The 17,666-nt window shown below is 39.5% G+C and carries 16 protein-coding genes and 1 pseudogene; 9 read left to right on the top strand and 8 right to left on the bottom strand.

Annotated features, from left to right (window positions below; genetic code table 11):
- The first annotated feature begins 281 nt into the window (after window positions 1-281).
- Together ACEW8F_RS12830 and ACEW8F_RS12825 are read left to right on the top strand one after the other, a co-directional pair.
- Window positions 282-644 (top strand): PadR family transcriptional regulator, encoded by a 363-nt coding sequence (locus tag ACEW8F_RS12830; RefSeq protein ID WP_373483867.1) that lies wholly within the window; start codon window positions 282-284, stop codon window positions 642-644.
- A complete protein-coding gene (locus tag ACEW8F_RS12825; protein WP_373483866.1) occupies window positions 632-1,987 on the top strand; it encodes a permease prefix domain 1-containing protein in 1,356 nt (451 codons plus the stop codon). Before ACEW8F_RS12830 ends, ACEW8F_RS12825 begins: the two co-directional genes overlap by 13 nt.
- 195 nt (window positions 1,988-2,182) lie before the next feature.
- Here the strand turns inward: ACEW8F_RS12825 and ACEW8F_RS12820 are convergent, their stop codons facing one another.
- Together ACEW8F_RS12820 and ACEW8F_RS12815 are read right to left on the bottom strand one after the other, a co-directional pair.
- Window positions 2,183-2,593 carry a heme-binding protein gene (locus ACEW8F_RS12820; RefSeq protein WP_373483865.1) on the bottom strand — a complete coding sequence of 137 codons (411 nt, stop codon included), beginning with the start codon at window positions 2,591-2,593 and terminating at the stop codon, window positions 2,183-2,185.
- A 277-nt stretch (window positions 2,594-2,870) separates the two neighbouring features.
- Complete coding sequence (locus ACEW8F_RS12815; protein WP_373483864.1) at window positions 2,871-3,371, bottom strand: leucine-rich repeat domain-containing protein; 501 nt, start codon at window positions 3,369-3,371, stop codon at window positions 2,871-2,873.
- Between the two features lie 269 nt (window positions 3,372-3,640).
- Here ACEW8F_RS12815 and ACEW8F_RS12810 point away from each other — a divergent pair, with 269 nt between their 5' ends.
- From ACEW8F_RS12810 to ACEW8F_RS12795, 4 genes are all read left to right on the top strand, one after another.
- On the top strand, window positions 3,641-4,009 hold the full coding sequence (locus ACEW8F_RS12810; protein WP_373483863.1) for a GntR family transcriptional regulator: 369 nt from the start codon (window positions 3,641-3,643) through the stop codon (window positions 4,007-4,009).
- Complete coding sequence (locus ACEW8F_RS12805) at window positions 4,006-4,860, top strand: ATP-binding cassette domain-containing protein (protein WP_373483862.1); 855 nt, start codon at window positions 4,006-4,008, stop codon at window positions 4,858-4,860. The genes ACEW8F_RS12810 and ACEW8F_RS12805 overlap by 4 nt, the downstream gene beginning before the upstream one ends.
- A gap of 4 nt (window positions 4,861-4,864) precedes the next feature.
- Window positions 4,865-5,629: a hypothetical protein gene (locus ACEW8F_RS12800; protein ID WP_373483861.1), complete on the top strand. Its 765-nt coding sequence runs from the start codon at window positions 4,865-4,867 to the stop codon at window positions 5,627-5,629.
- 103 nt (window positions 5,630-5,732) lie between these two features.
- A complete protein-coding gene (locus ACEW8F_RS12795; RefSeq protein WP_373483860.1) occupies window positions 5,733-6,683 on the top strand; it encodes a GIY-YIG nuclease family protein in 951 nt (316 codons plus the stop codon).
- A 145-nt stretch (window positions 6,684-6,828) separates the two neighbouring features.
- On the opposite strand, the gene ACEW8F_RS12790 is transcribed toward ACEW8F_RS12795, so the two are convergent.
- Window positions 6,829-6,978: a hypothetical protein gene (locus tag ACEW8F_RS12790; protein ID WP_373483859.1), complete on the bottom strand. Its 150-nt coding sequence runs from the start codon at window positions 6,976-6,978 to the stop codon at window positions 6,829-6,831.
- 93 nt (window positions 6,979-7,071) lie between these two features.
- Entirely contained in the window at window positions 7,072-8,247 is a 1,176-nt protein-coding gene (locus ACEW8F_RS12785) for an NADP-dependent malic enzyme (RefSeq protein ID WP_373483858.1), read from the bottom strand.
- Between the two features lie 381 nt (window positions 8,248-8,628).
- Here ACEW8F_RS12785 and ACEW8F_RS12780 point away from each other — a divergent pair, with 381 nt between their 5' ends.
- Entirely contained in the window at window positions 8,629-10,182 is a 1,554-nt protein-coding gene (locus tag ACEW8F_RS12780; RefSeq protein ID WP_373483857.1) for a flotillin family protein, read from the top strand.
- Between the two features lie 183 nt (window positions 10,183-10,365).
- Window positions 10,366-11,031: a hypothetical protein gene (locus tag ACEW8F_RS12775; protein ID WP_373483856.1), complete on the top strand. Its 666-nt coding sequence runs from the start codon at window positions 10,366-10,368 to the stop codon at window positions 11,029-11,031.
- A 67-nt stretch (window positions 11,032-11,098) separates the two neighbouring features.
- Here the strand turns inward: ACEW8F_RS12775 and ACEW8F_RS12770 are convergent.
- Window positions 11,099-11,202: pseudogene (locus ACEW8F_RS12770) on the bottom strand (EamA family transporter); the annotation flags it as partial.
- Between the two features lie 166 nt (window positions 11,203-11,368).
- Between ACEW8F_RS12770 and ACEW8F_RS12765 the strand changes: the two are divergent.
- Complete coding sequence (locus tag ACEW8F_RS12765; RefSeq protein ID WP_373483855.1) at window positions 11,369-12,352, top strand: choloylglycine hydrolase family protein; 984 nt, start codon at window positions 11,369-11,371, stop codon at window positions 12,350-12,352.
- 882 nt (window positions 12,353-13,234) lie between these two features.
- Here ACEW8F_RS12765 and ACEW8F_RS12760 read toward each other — a convergent pair.
- The 3 genes from ACEW8F_RS12760 to ACEW8F_RS12750 form a co-directional block, all read right to left on the bottom strand.
- Window positions 13,235-13,948, bottom strand: a complete 714-nt coding sequence (locus ACEW8F_RS12760; protein ID WP_373483854.1) for a hypothetical protein — start codon at window positions 13,946-13,948, stop codon at window positions 13,235-13,237.
- Between the two features lie 12 nt (window positions 13,949-13,960).
- Window positions 13,961-15,424, bottom strand: coding sequence for a dGTP triphosphohydrolase (gene dgt / locus ACEW8F_RS12755; protein ID WP_373483853.1), 1,464 nt, complete (start codon window positions 15,422-15,424; stop codon window positions 13,961-13,963).
- Window positions 15,425-16,475: 1,051 nt separating this feature from the next.
- A complete protein-coding gene (locus ACEW8F_RS12750; protein WP_373483852.1) occupies window positions 16,476-17,261 on the bottom strand; it encodes a sigma-70 family RNA polymerase sigma factor in 786 nt (261 codons plus the stop codon).
- Window positions 17,262-17,666: the final 405 nt, after the last annotated feature.

Raw genomic sequence — 17,666 nt, 5'->3', positions numbered from 1 at the left:
CTGACTGAAATTTCTTTCACCAATCATGCCCGGGCGCCGGTTAAAAAAATCTTCTCGTTCCAATTTGCTCTACCTCAACTATCTATTTGAACTGGCCCTCAAATTACTACACACTGCCAATTCGCTATCTTTATGTTTTATAAGTTCCATTCTAACATAGAATCGAGCCTGTGAAAATTAACAACTGTTATGAAAGCAATTGCAAAAAATACTTGCATTACCTAGAAGTTCTATGTATAATGCAACTATACCTAATAGATCTATGTATACAGGAGGTTATCATGAATGTATCAAAAGATTTAATTGCAGCCTCTGCGACGCCCTTTATTTTGTCCATCTTAAAGGAAAACGACAGTTATGGCTATGCGATTATCAAGAAGGTTAAAGAATTAACTGGCGATGAACTTGTCTGGTCCGAGGGGATGCTCTATCCGGTGCTTCATCGTCTTGAAGAAAAGGATTTTATCGAGTCTTATTGGAATAATTCTGACGGTGGACGAAAGCGAAAATATTATAAACTTAAGGAGGAAGGACTGATTGAACTGGAAGTACAAAGGAATCAATGGGAAATAATTCATTCTGCACTTTCAAAAACCTGGTTTGAGATAACGAATAAGGAGGACTGCCAGCCATGTATGATTTAGAAGAAAACGTCCGCGCCTGGAGTGACTGCCTGCGAAGTCAGGGACATTTTAAGGAAACCGACATTATTGAATTGGAAAATCATCTGCATGATGAAATCGAAGATCTGATCCACGCCGGATTATCAGCGGAAGAAGCGTTTTTAATCAGTGTGAAACGTTTTGGCGATACCCATTCGATTTCCCGGGAATATTCAAAAGTAAATACTGAAAACCTCTGGAAGCAATTGATGTTAGAACCCGAACCCACCGGAATCTCAAGCGAAAATCAGCGCTATATCGGACTGGTCATTCTCTTCTCATTTCTGGCTGGCACCTTTTTTAAACTTCCGGAACTTTTAGGATACAGTTTTAATGACCCGCAATACCAACTATTTTATTTTAAGAATCTGAGTTTTTTCATCCTGCCATTGATTGCCCTGTTTTTTCTGTATAAAAACAAATCAAATTTAAAAATAGTCACCGTGATCTTAGGCATTTTTGCCGGTGCGGCCATCCTGATCAACGCTTATCCTTCATATCCGCCGAATAATACTGAATTACTGACCGCCCTGCATCTGCCATTATTCTTATGGCTGATCACCGGGGTTGCTTATATGGGTTCGGATTGGCGCAACAGCCAGGGACGGATGAATTTTATTCGTTTCACCGGTGAAGCCGTGATTTACGGCACCCTTATTTTCTGTGGGCTCATTGTTTTGGCGATATTTACCCAGGCCATCTTTTTTGCCATTCAAATTGACGCCAGTTGGTTTATTCAAAATTATTTAATTATTTATGGCGCCGCGGCAGTGGCCATGATCACTGTCTACCTGGTCGAGACCAAAAAAAGTGTGGTCGAGAATTTTGCCCCGATTTTGGCAAAAATATTCAGTCCGCTTTTCCTGGTTATCATGATTGCTTTTCTGTTAGTCCTGGTTTTTTCCGGGAATAGTCCTTTTATGGAAAGAGATTATCTAATCGCTTTTGATTTTATGCTGGCATTGGTTCTCGGCCTGGTTCTATACACCATTTCCGCCCGAAATCCCTACGCTAAGAACAGGCTTTTTGACCATCTGAATATGGCTCTGATTGTTGCGGCAATGATTATCGATGTGATCGCCTTATCAGCCATCCTGTTGCGATTATCCGCATTTGGGATAACACCGAATAAGCTGGCTGCACTGGGAGAAAATCTGATTCTGTTGATTAATCTAGGCGGATTAGCCTGGCTATATGCCCGCTTTTTCCTTAAAAAAATAGATTTTATCACGATCGAAAACTGGCAGACGACCTATCTCTATGTTTATGCCGTCTGGTTAACTATTGTCGCCTTTATTTTCCCGATTGTTTTTAGTTTTAATTAAGTATCCGCAAAACCAAATAGTCGGATTTACTTCTTTATCAAAAATGACCAGCCTGCCCGGATGGGTAGCTGGTCATTTTAATTTCGTACTTATTTTTTAATCTTTCTTAACCAACCGGATCAAACCTGCGCAATTACAGACCAGATGCCAATTTAGATTTTAGATGAACTGGATCAGCCAAGCCCATTTCCAGATTTATTTCAGGACATCCAGTCCTGCCTGAGCAACGGTCATGTCTTCTGCAACGCTTCCGCCGCTGACTCCGATCCCGCCAATAATTTTTCCATCTTCAACAATTGGGAAACCACCCCCAAATACAACCATTCTACCTTTGTCACAGGATGCAATCCCAAAAAGCTGACCCGATTCTTTGGCAAGATCTGCCGCTGTATCGGTGCTCATTTTAAGAGCTACAGATGTATAAGCTTTATTGGTGGCAATATCCATGCTGGCCAATAGAGAATCTTCCATCCGGTTAAATAACACCATGTTTCCACCAGCATCACAAATAACGATTACCATTGGCACCTCAATTTGGATTGCTTTTTCAGCAGCCGCTTCTGCCATTTTTTTTGCCATGTCTAATAATTTCCCTGTTTTAGTCATTTTTTCCTCCACTTTCTTAGTTAAGTATCCATTTCTAAATTTCGCTTTTCTGATTCAATTCAAGTATATCTATGCATACCCATATCAACAGCTTTTAATCAGCAGCTTATTTATAAATAAATGCTTACGCTAAATGTATAGCAATTTTTATGCCAATTCAAAAGCCAATTTTTTATCCTATTTTAGATGCTTTTTATCCTGCAATGCTTAATTTTTAAGCATTTTCGTGTTCTTTTTTCTAACACATGATCATATTTAAAGCATTGCTTTATGATCTTTATTTCCGATGTAGCACGACTTTTGGACAGCCTTCAAACGCTTTCTCACTGATTTCTTCAATGGTAGCAGGTAAATAGACATCTGTTAAATTGACACAATCCTTAAATGCCCAGGCCAGTATCTTTTTTGTTCCTTCATTGATTTTCACCGTTTTCAGTTGCGTACACTCGTTGAATGTAAAAGCAGCGATCCGCTCCACCGTTCCTGGTATATCAATTTCTTCGATACCGCATCGGGTCATGGCATATTGCCAGAAATCTTTGAGATTGGCTGGCAATTTTACATATTTCAGGTTTTCACACCCGTCAAAAACGAAACCGCCAATCTCAATGATCGTATCGGGAAATTCTACCCGCAGCAATTCTTTGTGCCCTTTAAATATGTCATCTCCAACAATTAAAATATCTTTGTCTGTAGGAATAATGGCTTCTTCTCCAGATCCCTTGCCCTCCATCAGGCACATCCCAAAATCCTGTGTTTTATAATAATATTCGTACATTAACTTTTCCCCTCTTCATTTGCTTTAAATTTTCGCTCTCCGTCCAAAATCAAAGTAAACCATTATCAGCGGACAACGCGCATTGCTTTTCTTTTGTGAGTATAGCATAAAAAGGGTAAAAAAAAACACCCCTAGCCGGATTTACCGATGCAAAAAATTCATTGTTCATAAAATTGCTATTGACAAAAATGCAACCCGGCCTTACAATAGTACTGTAGTTATTTAGTCAACTAACTAACTAACTAATATTCTCGAAAGGGGGTGTCCCTTTGCAAATAAATTTTGAAGATGAACGCCCGATCTTTGTTCAAATTGCCGATGGCATTGAAGACGCCATCTTAACTGGTGCCTTTGAGGAAAGCGGTCAGATTCCATCGATAACTGAATTGTCGGTCAGTTATAAAATCAATCCGGCCACGGCGCTTAAGGGCATCTCAATCCTGGTTGACGAAGGCATTATTTTTAAAAAGCGGGGCGTTGGGATGTTTGTCGCTCCCGGTGCGGTTTCAAAGTTACGGAACAAACGCAAAGAATTATTTTTCGATCATTATATTAAAAAACTCATCGAAGAAGCAAAAAAATTAGGTATCACTAATCAAGAAATTCTGGGAATGGTAGAAAGAGGTTACAAAGAATGAACGGAATACAAATAAATGATGTGACGAAAACATTTGCCGATACAGTAGCTTTAAATCAGGTGAGCCTGACTTTTGAGCCGCACAAAATATACGGATTATTGGGTCGAAACGGCGCTGGAAAATCGACCCTATTGAACATTATCACCAATCGCATCTTTGCCGACAGCGGCCAAGTTACCATTGATGGTCTGTCCAGCGCGGAAAATGACATGACCCAGGGGTTGCTCTATCTGATGTCAGAAAAAAATCTGTATCCCGAGAGTATGACTTGTAATGAAGCATTCAAGTGGACTAAACAATTTTTCAAGGATTTTGATTTGGACTATGCACTCAACTTAGCCAAGCAATTTAAACTCGACCCCAAGAAAAAAATCCGATCATTGTCGACTGGTTACACTTCTATTTTTAAAATCATCATAGCCCTTTCTGTCAATACCCCCTACGTCTTGTTTGACGAACCGGTATTGGGCCTGGACGCCAATCATCGCGAAATGTTTTACCGGTTATTGATCGAAAAATATAGCGATAACCCCTTCACCGCTATTATTTCCACCCATTTAATCGATGAGATTGCTAATCTACTGGAATATGTCATGATTATCAAAAACGGTGAAATTCTGGTGAACGAATCCTGTGAAACCCTATTAAGCAAAGGATATTCCGTAACCGGCGCAATCATGCAAGTCGATACCTTTATTGCCGACAAGGAAGTCATTGGCGAAGATGTTCTGGGCGGATTAAAAACCGCCACTATTATTGGATCAATTAATAAGAGTACCCTGCCTGACGGCATTGAGATGACCAACCTGGATTTACAGAAATTATTCATCAAACTAACTAACGAGGAGTAAAGTAATGAACTTACATGCAATTTATAAATATCAGCTTGTGGATCACCGAAAAGCTGTTTTAATCTTCTGTACGGTCATCCTGGCCGTGATGGCGCTTGTTCCGATGCAAATCACCTTTTCATCTGACATCCTGACGACGAATCAATCCAGCCAAATCGCAGGCCTCGATATGGCCCCGGCCGTGTTTTTGTTCATTTGCGGACTGAATGCTTTTAAGGAAAATTTTCTGTTTGCCCTGCAAAACGGCATCTCCCGGAAATCTTTATTTGTAAATCGGATCTACGTTGCCGTAACATTAGCGGTGGCGATGGCATTGTTTTCACTTCTGTTATTGGCGTTGGGAAAGTTAATCGAATCACCATTAAGTGGCATTGCGTATTCCAGCTTGATGAGTATGATCTATCAATCCAGCGGAACCGTTCCATTTAGCGGTCTATCTGAATATCTTATCAGTTTTCTTTTTCTGACGGTTCTGTTTATTGCCGCTCAAGCCCTTGGTTATTTGATTACCGTGGCTCTCTATCGGATGGATAAAAAACAGAAAATCAGTTATATCGTTGGTTTTTATATCATCGCCTTTGTCGTTTTACCGATCATTGATATGTTCATATCTGGTCAGATTTCAACCATCCTGCTGAAATTTTTAGACCTGTCCATGGGCATTTCCGCCCATAACCCCTTTATTGGGATGTTATCATTAATAATCTTCAGCATCATCGTAACTGGATTAACCTGGGTGCTGATCAGAAAAACCGTGGTAAAGAATTAATCATCGAAAACAAATAGCCATAATTGTGTTATTGTATAAGTATGGATATGATATAAAAAACTTTACAAAACTAAATTTGAATAACCAGGATTTGGAAACCGAAATGATGAGCCATTTAAAGCAAAAAATAAACCAGATACCGCTGCTTCCCGGTGTTTATAAGATGTTGGATTCTGCCGGTCAAATTATCTATGTCGGAAAAAGCAAATGTCTGAAAAAAAGAGTAAAATCCTATTTCACTAAATCTCCTAAGCAGCCAAAGATCGAAAGAATGATCTTTTTCATTGACGATATCGATTATATTGTCACCGATACTCATTTAGAAGCCCGGCTGCTGGAATGTCAACTAATCAAGGAGATCAAGCCTTATTTCAATTCGCAAATGAAAAACGACAGACGGTATTTCTATCTGAAAGTTACTAATTCAGGTCATTCTAAGGGATTATCGATTGTCCCGGAACGAGAAGATCATAGCTTTGGTCCGTTTCGGAGAAAACAAGCAATCCAATCATTGATCGATATGCTCACTCACCTCTTTCCAATTGTTCAAGATAACAACCGTTTCGATTTTCAATATCATACGCTGCCTGAGATCATGAGCCCGGAAGATTTTATGAAAAACAGACAGACCTTGATTCAGATTTTTTCAGAAGCCACTACGCTTAACTGTTTACTTAATCAATTTCAGGTCTGCATGAATAAAGAGTCGGCCCAATACAATTACGAAAGAGCCACCACCTACCGGGATCTGATCAAAAGTCTGGGCTATATCAGCCATATACTTCATGATTATAAGCACCTGACCACCAGAGATATGCTTTTGAAAATACCGGTTAGGGATGGCGAAAAGCTCTTCTTTATCTCAAAAGGCAGAATCGTGTTAAAAAAACATTTCCCTGTTTTGACCCCAGCAGCGATTGATGCTTTTTTAGCCGAAGGCTGCCGAAAGAAAGCTGCCATTGTCCCCATCCCGGATGAAAAAGCAGCGGTCGATTTTCAAAACATCCTCTTTTCTGAAATCCAAGCCCTGCCGAATGAGTGGATTTTGAAATAAATCAATTTACTGTGTGACCTTTGGGTCGGTCTATTTTAGGCTCAGATTCAGCGCTTTTAGATTACCTTCCTGATCGAAATAAACTGTAAAAAAAAGAAGCCCCGGAAATGAAAGTCTCAAATCTGGCTGCTTCTTTTTAATTTGTTTAGTAATCTTCGCTTTCTTTTTCGTCAATAGTCCCCAGCGCTTTTCTCAAGACATCCTTGATCCGTTCCTTTTTGTGGTTAGGAATAGTGATCACCTCATCCAGGGCATCAATAATGATTCGGATTTTATCATCTTTGCTCATTTTCATTTTTTTCTCCTTATTTTTTATTGATTTAATACCTATTATAAACATTTAGTCATTGTCAGCACAAATAAAATTGCTGAATTTTGATTCTTAATATTATTCCCGTCTGGCTACACCAGAATCTTTTGCGGCCTGATGAACGGCTGCAGCCACGGCTTTTCCAACCCGGGGATCAAACGCTGGTACGATAATATAGTCGGCACTCCGTTCGTCATCACTGATTAGCTCGGCAATGGCTTTTGCCGCGGCAACCTTCATCTCTTCGTTAATGTCACTGGCTCGAGCATCCAGCGCCCCTCTAAAAATGCCCGGGAAAGCCAGGACATTATTAATCTGGTTGGGATAGTCCGACCGTCCCGTTCCGACAACCCTAGCGCCAGCTCTGATGGCCAGCTCTGGATCGATTTCCGGATCCGGATTGGCCATTGGCAGGACAATGGCATTTTCAGCCATTGTCTGAACCATTTCAGCAGTGACGATGCCCGGTGCTGACACGCCGATAAAAATATCGGCGCCGTTGATGGCATCGGCAAGAGTCCCTTTTTTGTGATGCTTATTGGTCATCTCAGCTATTTCCTGATGAACCCAGTTACTGTATTGCTCGTCTTTTGAGAGGATCCCCTTGCTGCTGCAAGCGATAATATCCTTGACGCCGACATTTTGCAACATCTTGATGATCGCTGATCCGGCTGCTCCGGCGCCGCTCATGGCTACCGTCACCTGCTGCCATTGTTTGCCGACGACCTTCAGGGCATTCATCAGCGCTGCTGTCACCACCACTGCCGTGCCGTGCTGATCATCATGAAAAACCGGAATGTCCAATTCCTTTTTCAAGCGTCTTTCAATTTCGGCGCATCTGGGCGAGGCAATATCTTCCAGATTAATCCCGCCAAATCCCGGTTCAATCATTTTGACCGTCTTGATGATGACCTCCACATCCTGGGATGGAATACAGATGGGAAACGCATCGACGCCAGCGAATTCTTTGAATAAAACGGCTTTCCCTTCCATTACCGGAAGCGCCGCTTCCGGGCCAATATCGCCCAGTCCCAACACTGCCGACCCATCGGTGACCACTGCCACCATATTTCCCTTGCCGGTATACTTGTATACTTCTTCCTTGTTTTTATGGATCATACGGCAGGGTTCCGCCACTCCCGGAGTATAAGCCATCGACAGATCGTGTTTGTTTTTTACCGGAACCTTGCTGTCAATGCTCAGCTTACCTTGCCATTTTTCATGCAATTTTAATGCTTCTTCCTGAATTCCCATTGTGTCTCCTTTATTTCAACGATTTTATTTTCTTCTTTTATCTATACCCTGTTCTGCAAAAATATTCAACTTGCCAAGATAGTCTGACAATTATATGGTGCTCTAGCTTTTTTCGTTTGCCCAGATAATTTATGTTTTCCGCACCCGACTTAGCGCTTTCGACTTAAATTTAGTGTTACTAAAATTATAACATTTATCCCCCAAGACAATCTACATTGATTTTTAATCTTTGTCATTTGACTTTGAATCCAACCTCTTATATAATACCTTTGTTGAGTTCATACACATATTATCCACTTTCAGGAATCTGCGTGGTTGTCTTATCCTCACAGAAATGAGTATCTTTTTTGATCTCAAACTAAAATTTTGCAGGAGGCGCAAATGTCAATTTTTACATTGATTATCCCAGTTGTTGTCGTATTGTTAGTGATCTCCCTCTTAATGATGAGTTACGTCAAAGCTCCCCCCGATACGGCCTATGTCATATCTGGTATTAAACGGCGCGTCATCATCGGAAAAGCGGGAATCAAGATTCCTTTTCTTGAACGCGTTGACAAACTGGACCTCAAAATGATGTCTGTTGATGTCAAAACCGGTGAATCGGTGCCAACCAATAACTTCATCGATGTGATGGTCGATGGCGCTGTAAAGATCAAGATCGGTTCATCACCAGAAGCAATTTTACTGGCTTCGGAAAACTTTTTGAACCAATCAACCGACGCCATCATTCCCCAGGTTAAAGATGTTCTCGAGGGAAATGTACGTGAAATCATCGGCTCACTAGACCTGAAAGACATGTTAACCGACCGAAAATCCTTCTCCGAAAAGGTTCAGGAAAACGCTGTTCCAGATCTTAAACGGATGGGTCTTGAAATAATCTCCTTCAACATTCAATCAATCCGCGATCAGGCTGGTGTGATTGAGGACCTTGGTACCGAAAACAAATCGCAGATTAAAAAAGGCGCAGCAATTGCTCGTGCCAACGCCGAAAAAGAAGTCGCCATTGCCGAATCGGAAGCCGCAAAAATTGCCAATGATGCCAGAATTAAGGCAAACCTGGAAATTGCCCAGAAGAACACCGATCTGGAAATTCGCAAAGCTGAATTGAAACGACAGTCTGATCTAAGTCAGGCCCAGGCGGATGCCGCTTACCAAATTGAGCAGGAAGAACAGCGAAAAACGATTGAGACCAAAACCCAGGAAGCCAATATTATTAAGCAGGTAAAAGAAATTGAATTGGCCGCTAAAGAAGTTGAAGTTCGTGAACAACGATTAAAAGCCGAGATCAACAAAACTGCCGATGCCGAACGGTACCAACGTAACCAAAAGGCAGAAGCCGATTTGTTTGAAAAGCAAAAAGAAGCAGAAGCGAAACTGTTTATTGCAGCCAAAGATGCTGAAGCCAATCGATTGGCCGCCGAAGCTGATCGTTATGCCAAAGAACAGGAAGCTGCCGCAATTGAAGCCCGAGGTTTTGCCGAAGCTGCGGCCATCAGAGCCAAAGGTCTGGCCGAAGCCGCCGGAATTGATGCCAAAGCTGAAGCGATGAAAAAATACAGTGATGCCGCCATCATGGAAATGTACTTCAATGCCCTTCCCGAAGTTGCCCGTAATGTTGCTGCACCACTTAACAACGTCGATCGTATCACCATGTATGGCGATGGTAACTCAACCAAAATGGTCAAAGACATCGTCAATACCATGTCACAAGTGACCGAAGGAATCTCCGAAAGCACCGGCATTAATCTGCAGTCGTTAATTTCCGGATTCCTGGGCGGTAAAATGGCGACACCAGCGGATCCCTCTACTATAACAGTAAGCACAACAACTGCAGCCGCAAATAGTGAACCGTTTAGCCCTGATTTAACAACCGAGTATACGGCCGAAATTCAACCCATCCCTGAAACCAGCACTGAAGACCCCAAAGGAGTCTGATTTTTACAACGATAATAAAATTCCCACGATTAAATAATTGACGCAGTTCGGCCTGTTTTTCCCTTTCTTGTTGAAAAAAATTTAAAAGAAAAGCACCTGCTTTTGGTGCTTTTCTTGCTTCGGGGTAATTTGACGTTATCACTAAAATGATCCATCAATTCATATCAGGGGGGTATCGCTATCATGGACACTTCAACCTTTTTCAGTAATCTGTTTGCCTTAGAAAATTCACCAGTTGCTCAATTGTCGCTCTTTCTCGGCGGCGCATTTTTAACGGTCCTATTCGTTTTTCTGATCTATTATGTTGTTTTTCGGGTGAAACATGAACCGCCAGAAAAAATCAAACAGCTGTCTGACGCATCCCCTTACCAGGATCTGGCGATGCTTAATGCGGCTGAAAATATGAATTCATCAGCGCTTCAGGATCGCTGTATCGCGGAACAGGCCAGGCTTCAAAAATTAATCGGTTTATTGAAAACTGCCAAACGGCGGGAATCACTCTATTCCCAGGAAGCCATCCTCGAAGATCTGGAAGCAGTTGTTTCAAACGTTCGCGATAAAATTAGCCGCGATCAGGAACTTCAGGTTTTTCCGCAGTATGCCAGTTATCATGCTGAAACCGCTACTCAACTACTCAACACCTACCTTGATTTAGATCGCACCCATGATGAATCGGTGGAAAATATCAACAAGATCAGAAATGAAATTATTGCGTCCTTTCCGCCACTCCTGGAGTTTTATCAGGACTATTTAAACCGTTTGTATGATGCTCAGTATTTTGATGTGGCCAGTGATGTTGAGGTGGTAAAGTCGATTTCAGAAGATAAGCAGGATTTTTTAAGAAAGTGACCACATGCAGAATGATCAGGCCGATTGCCTCCCAAGCTTTGCCCGCCAGCAGCTCCAAATAACCTCAAACAGCAACTGTTTGAACTAGGCAAATAGCCCGATCGAAGAGAAATACAAATAACATCCAATCCCTGTATTCAATAAACCAAGTACCAGTATCGGTACCCAATCATTAAACTTCTACCTGAATCCAAAATCCCGTTTAAAATAAACATGTGAAAGAACCACCAAGATGATCGGATCGCAATAATCGAGCCACGATGAAAATTCTTTAAATCTTTACACCTTCGGAAAAATCGGGTATGATAAAAGAAATATTGAAAGCAGGTATGTAAACATGTGTACAAGCCTAACCTTAACCACGAGTAATCAATTAAACCTACTTGCCCGGACCATGGATTTTGCAAATATCCTTAATCCTGATCTGGTCTTTGTTCCCCGCAACTATCCACTGGTTTCTCAAATAGATGAAATGAAACGACCAGCAAAGTATGCTGTTATGGGAATAGGTCGAAAAACGGAACCCTCAATCCTGACGGATGGTCTGAATGAAGCCGGACTGGCCTGTGCTACCTTGTACTTTCCCGATTATGCCCATTACAATGATCAAATCGATGCCAACAAAACCAATCTTACATCGCTTGAAGTGGTTGCCTGGATCCTATCGAATTTTACAACCCTGGATGAAGTCAAATCAGCTGTTTCACAATTGAATATCGTCAATAGCCCCACCGACATTTCCGGAATGATTACCCCTCTGCACTGGATTGTTACCAATAAAACGGGTAATGTCATTGTGATCGAACCCATGGAAAACGGTATCGTTATCCATGATAATCCACTGGGCGTTATGGCAAACAGTCCTGATCTCAACTGGCATCTTACCAATGTCCGCAATTACATTGGTGTGAACCCACAAAAACTGAAACCAGTCAAATTAAATGGGGTCACCTTTTCTCCATTTGGTAATGGAGCACGAACCTTTGGTTTGCCCGGAGATTACACGCCCCCTTCCCGTTTTGTACGTGCTGTTTTTGGTAAAGAAGCCATAAATGTCCTGGAAAATGAGGATGAGGGCGTCAAAGCGGCTTTTCATATTTTATCATCGGTGGAAATTCCCAAAGGTAGTGTCTTCACGGATGAAGGCGTCGATTATACTCAATATACTGCCTGTATGGTGTGTAACACCGGGTCCTATTATTTTAAGACCTATGATAATAATCAAATCATCAAAACGTGTATTTTTGATGAAGATTTAGACGCCAGCCAACCAAAAGCCTGGACAATTCCACAAATACAGCACTATGGAAAATTAGACTAATATGAAAACCCGTTAAAATTCAATCCTGATAATTTTAACGGGTTTTTTATTGTCAAAGCAGTGTGACAAAATATTCGGCGATGCCTTGACCTTAAATTCGGATTGGTAATGCCCAAAATTCCAATCAGCAAAACAGTGGTTCCAGTGATTTCTGTGATCAGAAGATTGCTGCGAATCGCCGGTCCTGTCGAGAAAATACCCAGTATTGCATCTGTGCATCACTGTTTGTGCAAACTGCTAATGGCGCCAAGAAATGCGCCCGACATTTGGGCGATAATGTAGCCGGGAACCAATACCCAAGGAAATGAGCCAATTGCTCCAGACCAATTGTAACCGCCTGATTAGGATGTGCCCTTTTGTTTTTTCAAACTGGAAGGACTTTTCCAGATAGACCCGTTCTCTTAAAACGATGATCACCAGTTGGTAGAGGTCATACTCAACAATCTTCAAGCCACTGGATGATTTGTTAATTTTCGCTTTGAGATGTAGTCTCCTTTATTTCAATCCCTTAAATCTCTTATTCTATCTGTACCCTTGTTTGGGTTAAATTACGCTGGTACCAGGCCAGTGTTTTAAGTTTCTCTGTTTAGCTCCTAAAGCAGTAACCACACATTCAGAAACTGATAGCATAAAAAGTAGCTATGATGGACTAAAAATAGTCTTGTATCATAACCACTTACTATTTGTTACCCATATTAAAATAGAAACACTCTTTTTATTATTGTAGTTTTATGGGATTTTTTGCTCCCACTCGATACACATTGGTATAATAATGGTGTTTTTGGTTGTTCCTTGGTTGATATCATTAATTATATTCGCAATTTTGTCTTAGATATTTTTTGCTAGTAAAAATTTTGGGAGCTAAATATTTTTCTAAAACAACTACCCTATAATAATATACTCAAGTTCTTTTTTTAGTTGATTTTTATCAATTTTTTCTGTTTTATAGTGTGAAAACTGAATATTATACAGAGCCTCTAAATAATTATCATTATTTCTACTAAACTTTCTAAAACTTTCTACTAACTTCTTTGATAAGGACATATCATATTTATCTTTAAAAACTAATGCTCTTAATAAATTTAATTCAAGAAAAGGATTATCTTCAAGAATTATATCAAGTTCTTTATTTTCTAAAGCATTATAAAAATTTTTTCCATCTAAGGTGCATTTATTCAAGTTGAATACTATAGAATCAACATTTAAAAAAACAGTCTCTGTTAATTTCTGAGAGTAATGAGCTTTTTTACATTTTACTTTATTCTCACGAAATGCCCACGTATCATCAATGTTCCATATATCAAATTCTAAATCATCTAGTAAAACTTTATAACCATCAAATCTATTTTTCTTATAAAAAAAACCTGATAATAAACTCTCAAGGTCTTTGTGTTTTTTCGTTTTTTTAAATACGATATCAAAATCTCTAGGCAATTTCTCATAATTAGTTTCTATATATTCTCTAACCGCTCCTCCAAAAACAATAATCTCACCATTCTCCTCTAATTTTCGGATTAATTTGTCAGCATTAGAATATCTTGATATGATATCATGAAAATCACTATAAAATTTTTTTTCATTAATGTTAATATTCATATTATCACCTTCTTATGGAAGTCTAACTCCAATCAGTTGCTTATATAAGTTTACTGCATAAGAATCAGTCATTCCTGATATATAATCAGTTACTAATAATAATCTTTCATATATACTTGTTTCAGCGAAATCTTTTTGATGACCTTCGTAACCGGTATCGTGAAGACAAATATATATAAAATTATTAGAAAACAGACTATAAATTTTTCCTTCATACGTTTTACTTTTTGGTTCCGCTTTGCATTTTATTAACGGAATAACAAATTTATCTAACAATCCATTTATTACATTATCCCCAACCAGCTCTAAAGCTATTACCTCTTTGTTGGAAAAGCAATACTTCCCTGCTAATCTTTTCAGCTCTTCAACTAATAACTTACAATTTGTTTTTTCTAAAAGATCCCCTGAAAATTCACCACACATTATTTCTGTATAATTATCTTTGAAGCACTTCACAACACTTTTAAACATTAATCCTTGAGAAAAAATCTTGAAATTTTGAACAGCAATTAAATCATCATTAGGTATGCCTTTTTCTTGACTCTTCTCTTTTATGCTATCTAAGGTTTTAAATATATATTCATAGGTTTCTTTGTCAGCTTCCATTAGCTTAGTTTTAATTAAATTATACTCTTTTTCCCATGGAATAATCCCTTTTTTTACCCCATCTTCAATATCTGCATTTAAATACGCAATATCATCAGATGCTTCTAATAAATACGTTGCTGGGTGCTTTATTCCTTCTTGAATTCCAGTGGCTTCAAATATTTTTTTTGCTAATTCTTTCTCTGATAAAAAATATCCAAACTTCTTTTTACTATCGGCAAGTTCGTTTTGAGAGTTCCAAGGATATTTCATTATAGTAGCAAGCGTTCCAAAAGTAAAGTTTACTCCATACTCATCGTTAAGCATTTGCAATTTAGATACAATCCTTAATGTTTGTGCATTGCCTTCAAATAGAATAAAATCCTTCTTTTCTTCATTAGAAAGCTCTTTTTCTCCATCACAAGACATATTGATACTCTTAAATTCTTCTGTATTAAACAACTTACTAAACCATTCTCTAATTATTGATTCTCCATAATGACCAAACGGTGGATTCCCTAAATCATGTATCAATGCTGCTACTTGCAACATCGCAGACAGTTTTCTGATTTGAGAAAAATCTTTGAATTCACGCGTCTCCAATAGCCACTCTCCTACCGCATAACCAAAGGATCTTGCCAATGCAGAAGCCTCTATCGAGTGTGTTAGCCTAGTTCTTGTGAAATCATTTTCTTGTAGCGGAAACACTTGAGCTTTGTCTTGTAGTCGCCTTACTGATGAAGAATACACAATTCTATCATAATCTTTATCAAATTCATTCCTATGATCATAAAACGGATCATCTATATTCATTTTTGCATATTTTTGAGTAGATGATTCTCTAACTCTTCCTTCAGCTAATAATTTCTCCCATTCCAATTTTATTCCCATAACATAAGCACTCCCTAATCTCTTTATTTCATATCCAAAATCTATAATCGGAAAAATTTAAATCAAAAAGACAGCCTTTAAATGACTGTCTTACTCTTTAATGGTCGAACAAACTCTTTAAGAATCCCTACTAAGGCAAGGGATTTCCATAAGCATTTTTCAACTCCCACTTTTGGTCGGGTTCACCACCGCTTGTTTAGACTGCCTATATGAGGACTTTGCAGTTCGGGATTTTTAAGGTGGTATGCCGAAAATGCACCTCTTTTTTATAATTAATTTTATCATTTACATCTTTCATTGTCAATGTATCCTCATCCATAACCAATACATCTGTATGCGCCGATTGAATTGCATCGTATGAACGACATACTTCAATTCACTTTGGTGCAGTCCGTCTCTCACACCTTCCTCCAAAATTTCTCTTTCTCATGTAGTATCACCTCCAAATTATTTATTCTTTAAAGACTACTGAATACAGATCCCCAAAAGTTCCCCAGATTATTCCCAAAAACGTATTGCTTCAAAGATAACAATTATTATGAGAAAATCCAGTATTTATCGGGCATTGAGCCATATTCATGATTCATCCCAAAAATGAACATCCCCAAAATCACTATGTTCAAGGGTTAATCCCTTCATCCTCGCAAAGGCAATTCTCTTTATCTTCTGCCTGGGGATTCAGGTCTTTGCCCTTGCCCAACAAAATCCATGGTTCAACTCTTAGGTTCGTGTATTTAATAATCATTAAAAGCGTTGATTTTACAAGGCTTTCGGCTACTATGAGATAAAAATAAAAGAGACCGTAAGATGAGGAATATTTGGACTCATCTTATGGTCTCTGCTACTTTTTATTTAGTTATTGACGATATACTTTTTTACCCTTTTAAGGATAAAGTATATTGCCCTTTAACAACAGTTATTATTCCCACTCAACGAATCATCTTTTATTTCTATTAAACCGTGCGGTTTTTGGTTATATTTTTATCTTATTTTCATTATTTTAACATGGTTAATCCTATTTTTTTAATTTTTTAGAGCCATTTTAGAGCCACTAAGCATTGAAGATCCTTTGCATATCCCTAACCCATTCCTTTTCCTGTGCATAGCGTGCGGGGTCTTTATATTCAAGCCTTGATAATCTTTCCCGCCCCGTTGACAGATTATACTCGACCTGGTATTTTCGTTTCAAAGCGTGACCGGCACATGAGCTTCTTATACGTCTGATACCAGCTCTTACCCATTGACTGGCCCCGTCGGTATTGGTACCGTATGCTTCACCAATCTCTTTTAATGTATGTGATCTACCTGTCAGGCCGTACTTTAAAATAATAGCGTTCCGGGGCCTGTCATCGAGGTCGAAAACACGATTCACTACATCAAATAGATCTCTGCGAAGTATTTCTTGATCCATGGCGCATAACATATTGTGGAAATCATTAACAGCGGCTGGATCCTCAATAGTTTCCAGATAGGTCATGCTCTCAGATCCGGGCAAGTAGTTGTCAGCACTGATCACATGAGCCATGGCCCCGTTGGTGTCGCTTCTTTTCTCCCAGGGCGTTGAAACCCTTAAACCTCTTGAGATATAACCCCTGATCGCCTTGCTGGCATACGTTGAAAACTTAAAACCCATAGCCGGGTCAAAATGCTTCACTGATTCCATTAACCCCATATAACCGATCTGTTCCAGATCATCACGATCCATATACGAGGATTCAAGGCCGTTATAGAAGGAATTAACGACCATATTCACCAGACCTTTATTATTGACCACAATATCATTCATGGCTTCTTTATCTCCATCCTGATAGGCTTTTACAAGTTCTTCATTCGTCACGTTGCACCTCCATTTTAAAAAGATGGCCACAATTTTGAGGACACCATAAAACTATGCCTCAATTGTCGCATTTGTCGTTTTGTTAATCGGGTACTCGTCGGTTTTGTAAACCTTATTCGTTTGTTTCGCAGGCCAGGTAATTCCTTAGTGCACAAGGGATTAAACCCGCTTTTCGTTCGCTTTTGCAGCCGAAAAAGGGTGCAACCTTTTGCACACTAATGTTGCAACTTTTTTAAGAACGGGAGGTGTATTTTCCACCTCCGTTCTTAACTTGTAAGATAGAGTTAGGGTAAAGGTTAAAAACCACACCCGAATGATCTTTCAAAATTCGAACATATTGTTCGGCTCAATCAGCGACACCGGGATATGATTTTCCTAAACATCGTGCTATAATCTCCTTGTTAG

The sequence above is a fragment of the Acetobacterium sp. genome (genome assembly GCF_041752335.1).
Lineage (GTDB): Bacteria > Bacillota > Clostridia > Eubacteriales > Eubacteriaceae > Acetobacterium.
This window is presented reverse-complemented; position numbering and strand designations above follow the sequence as displayed.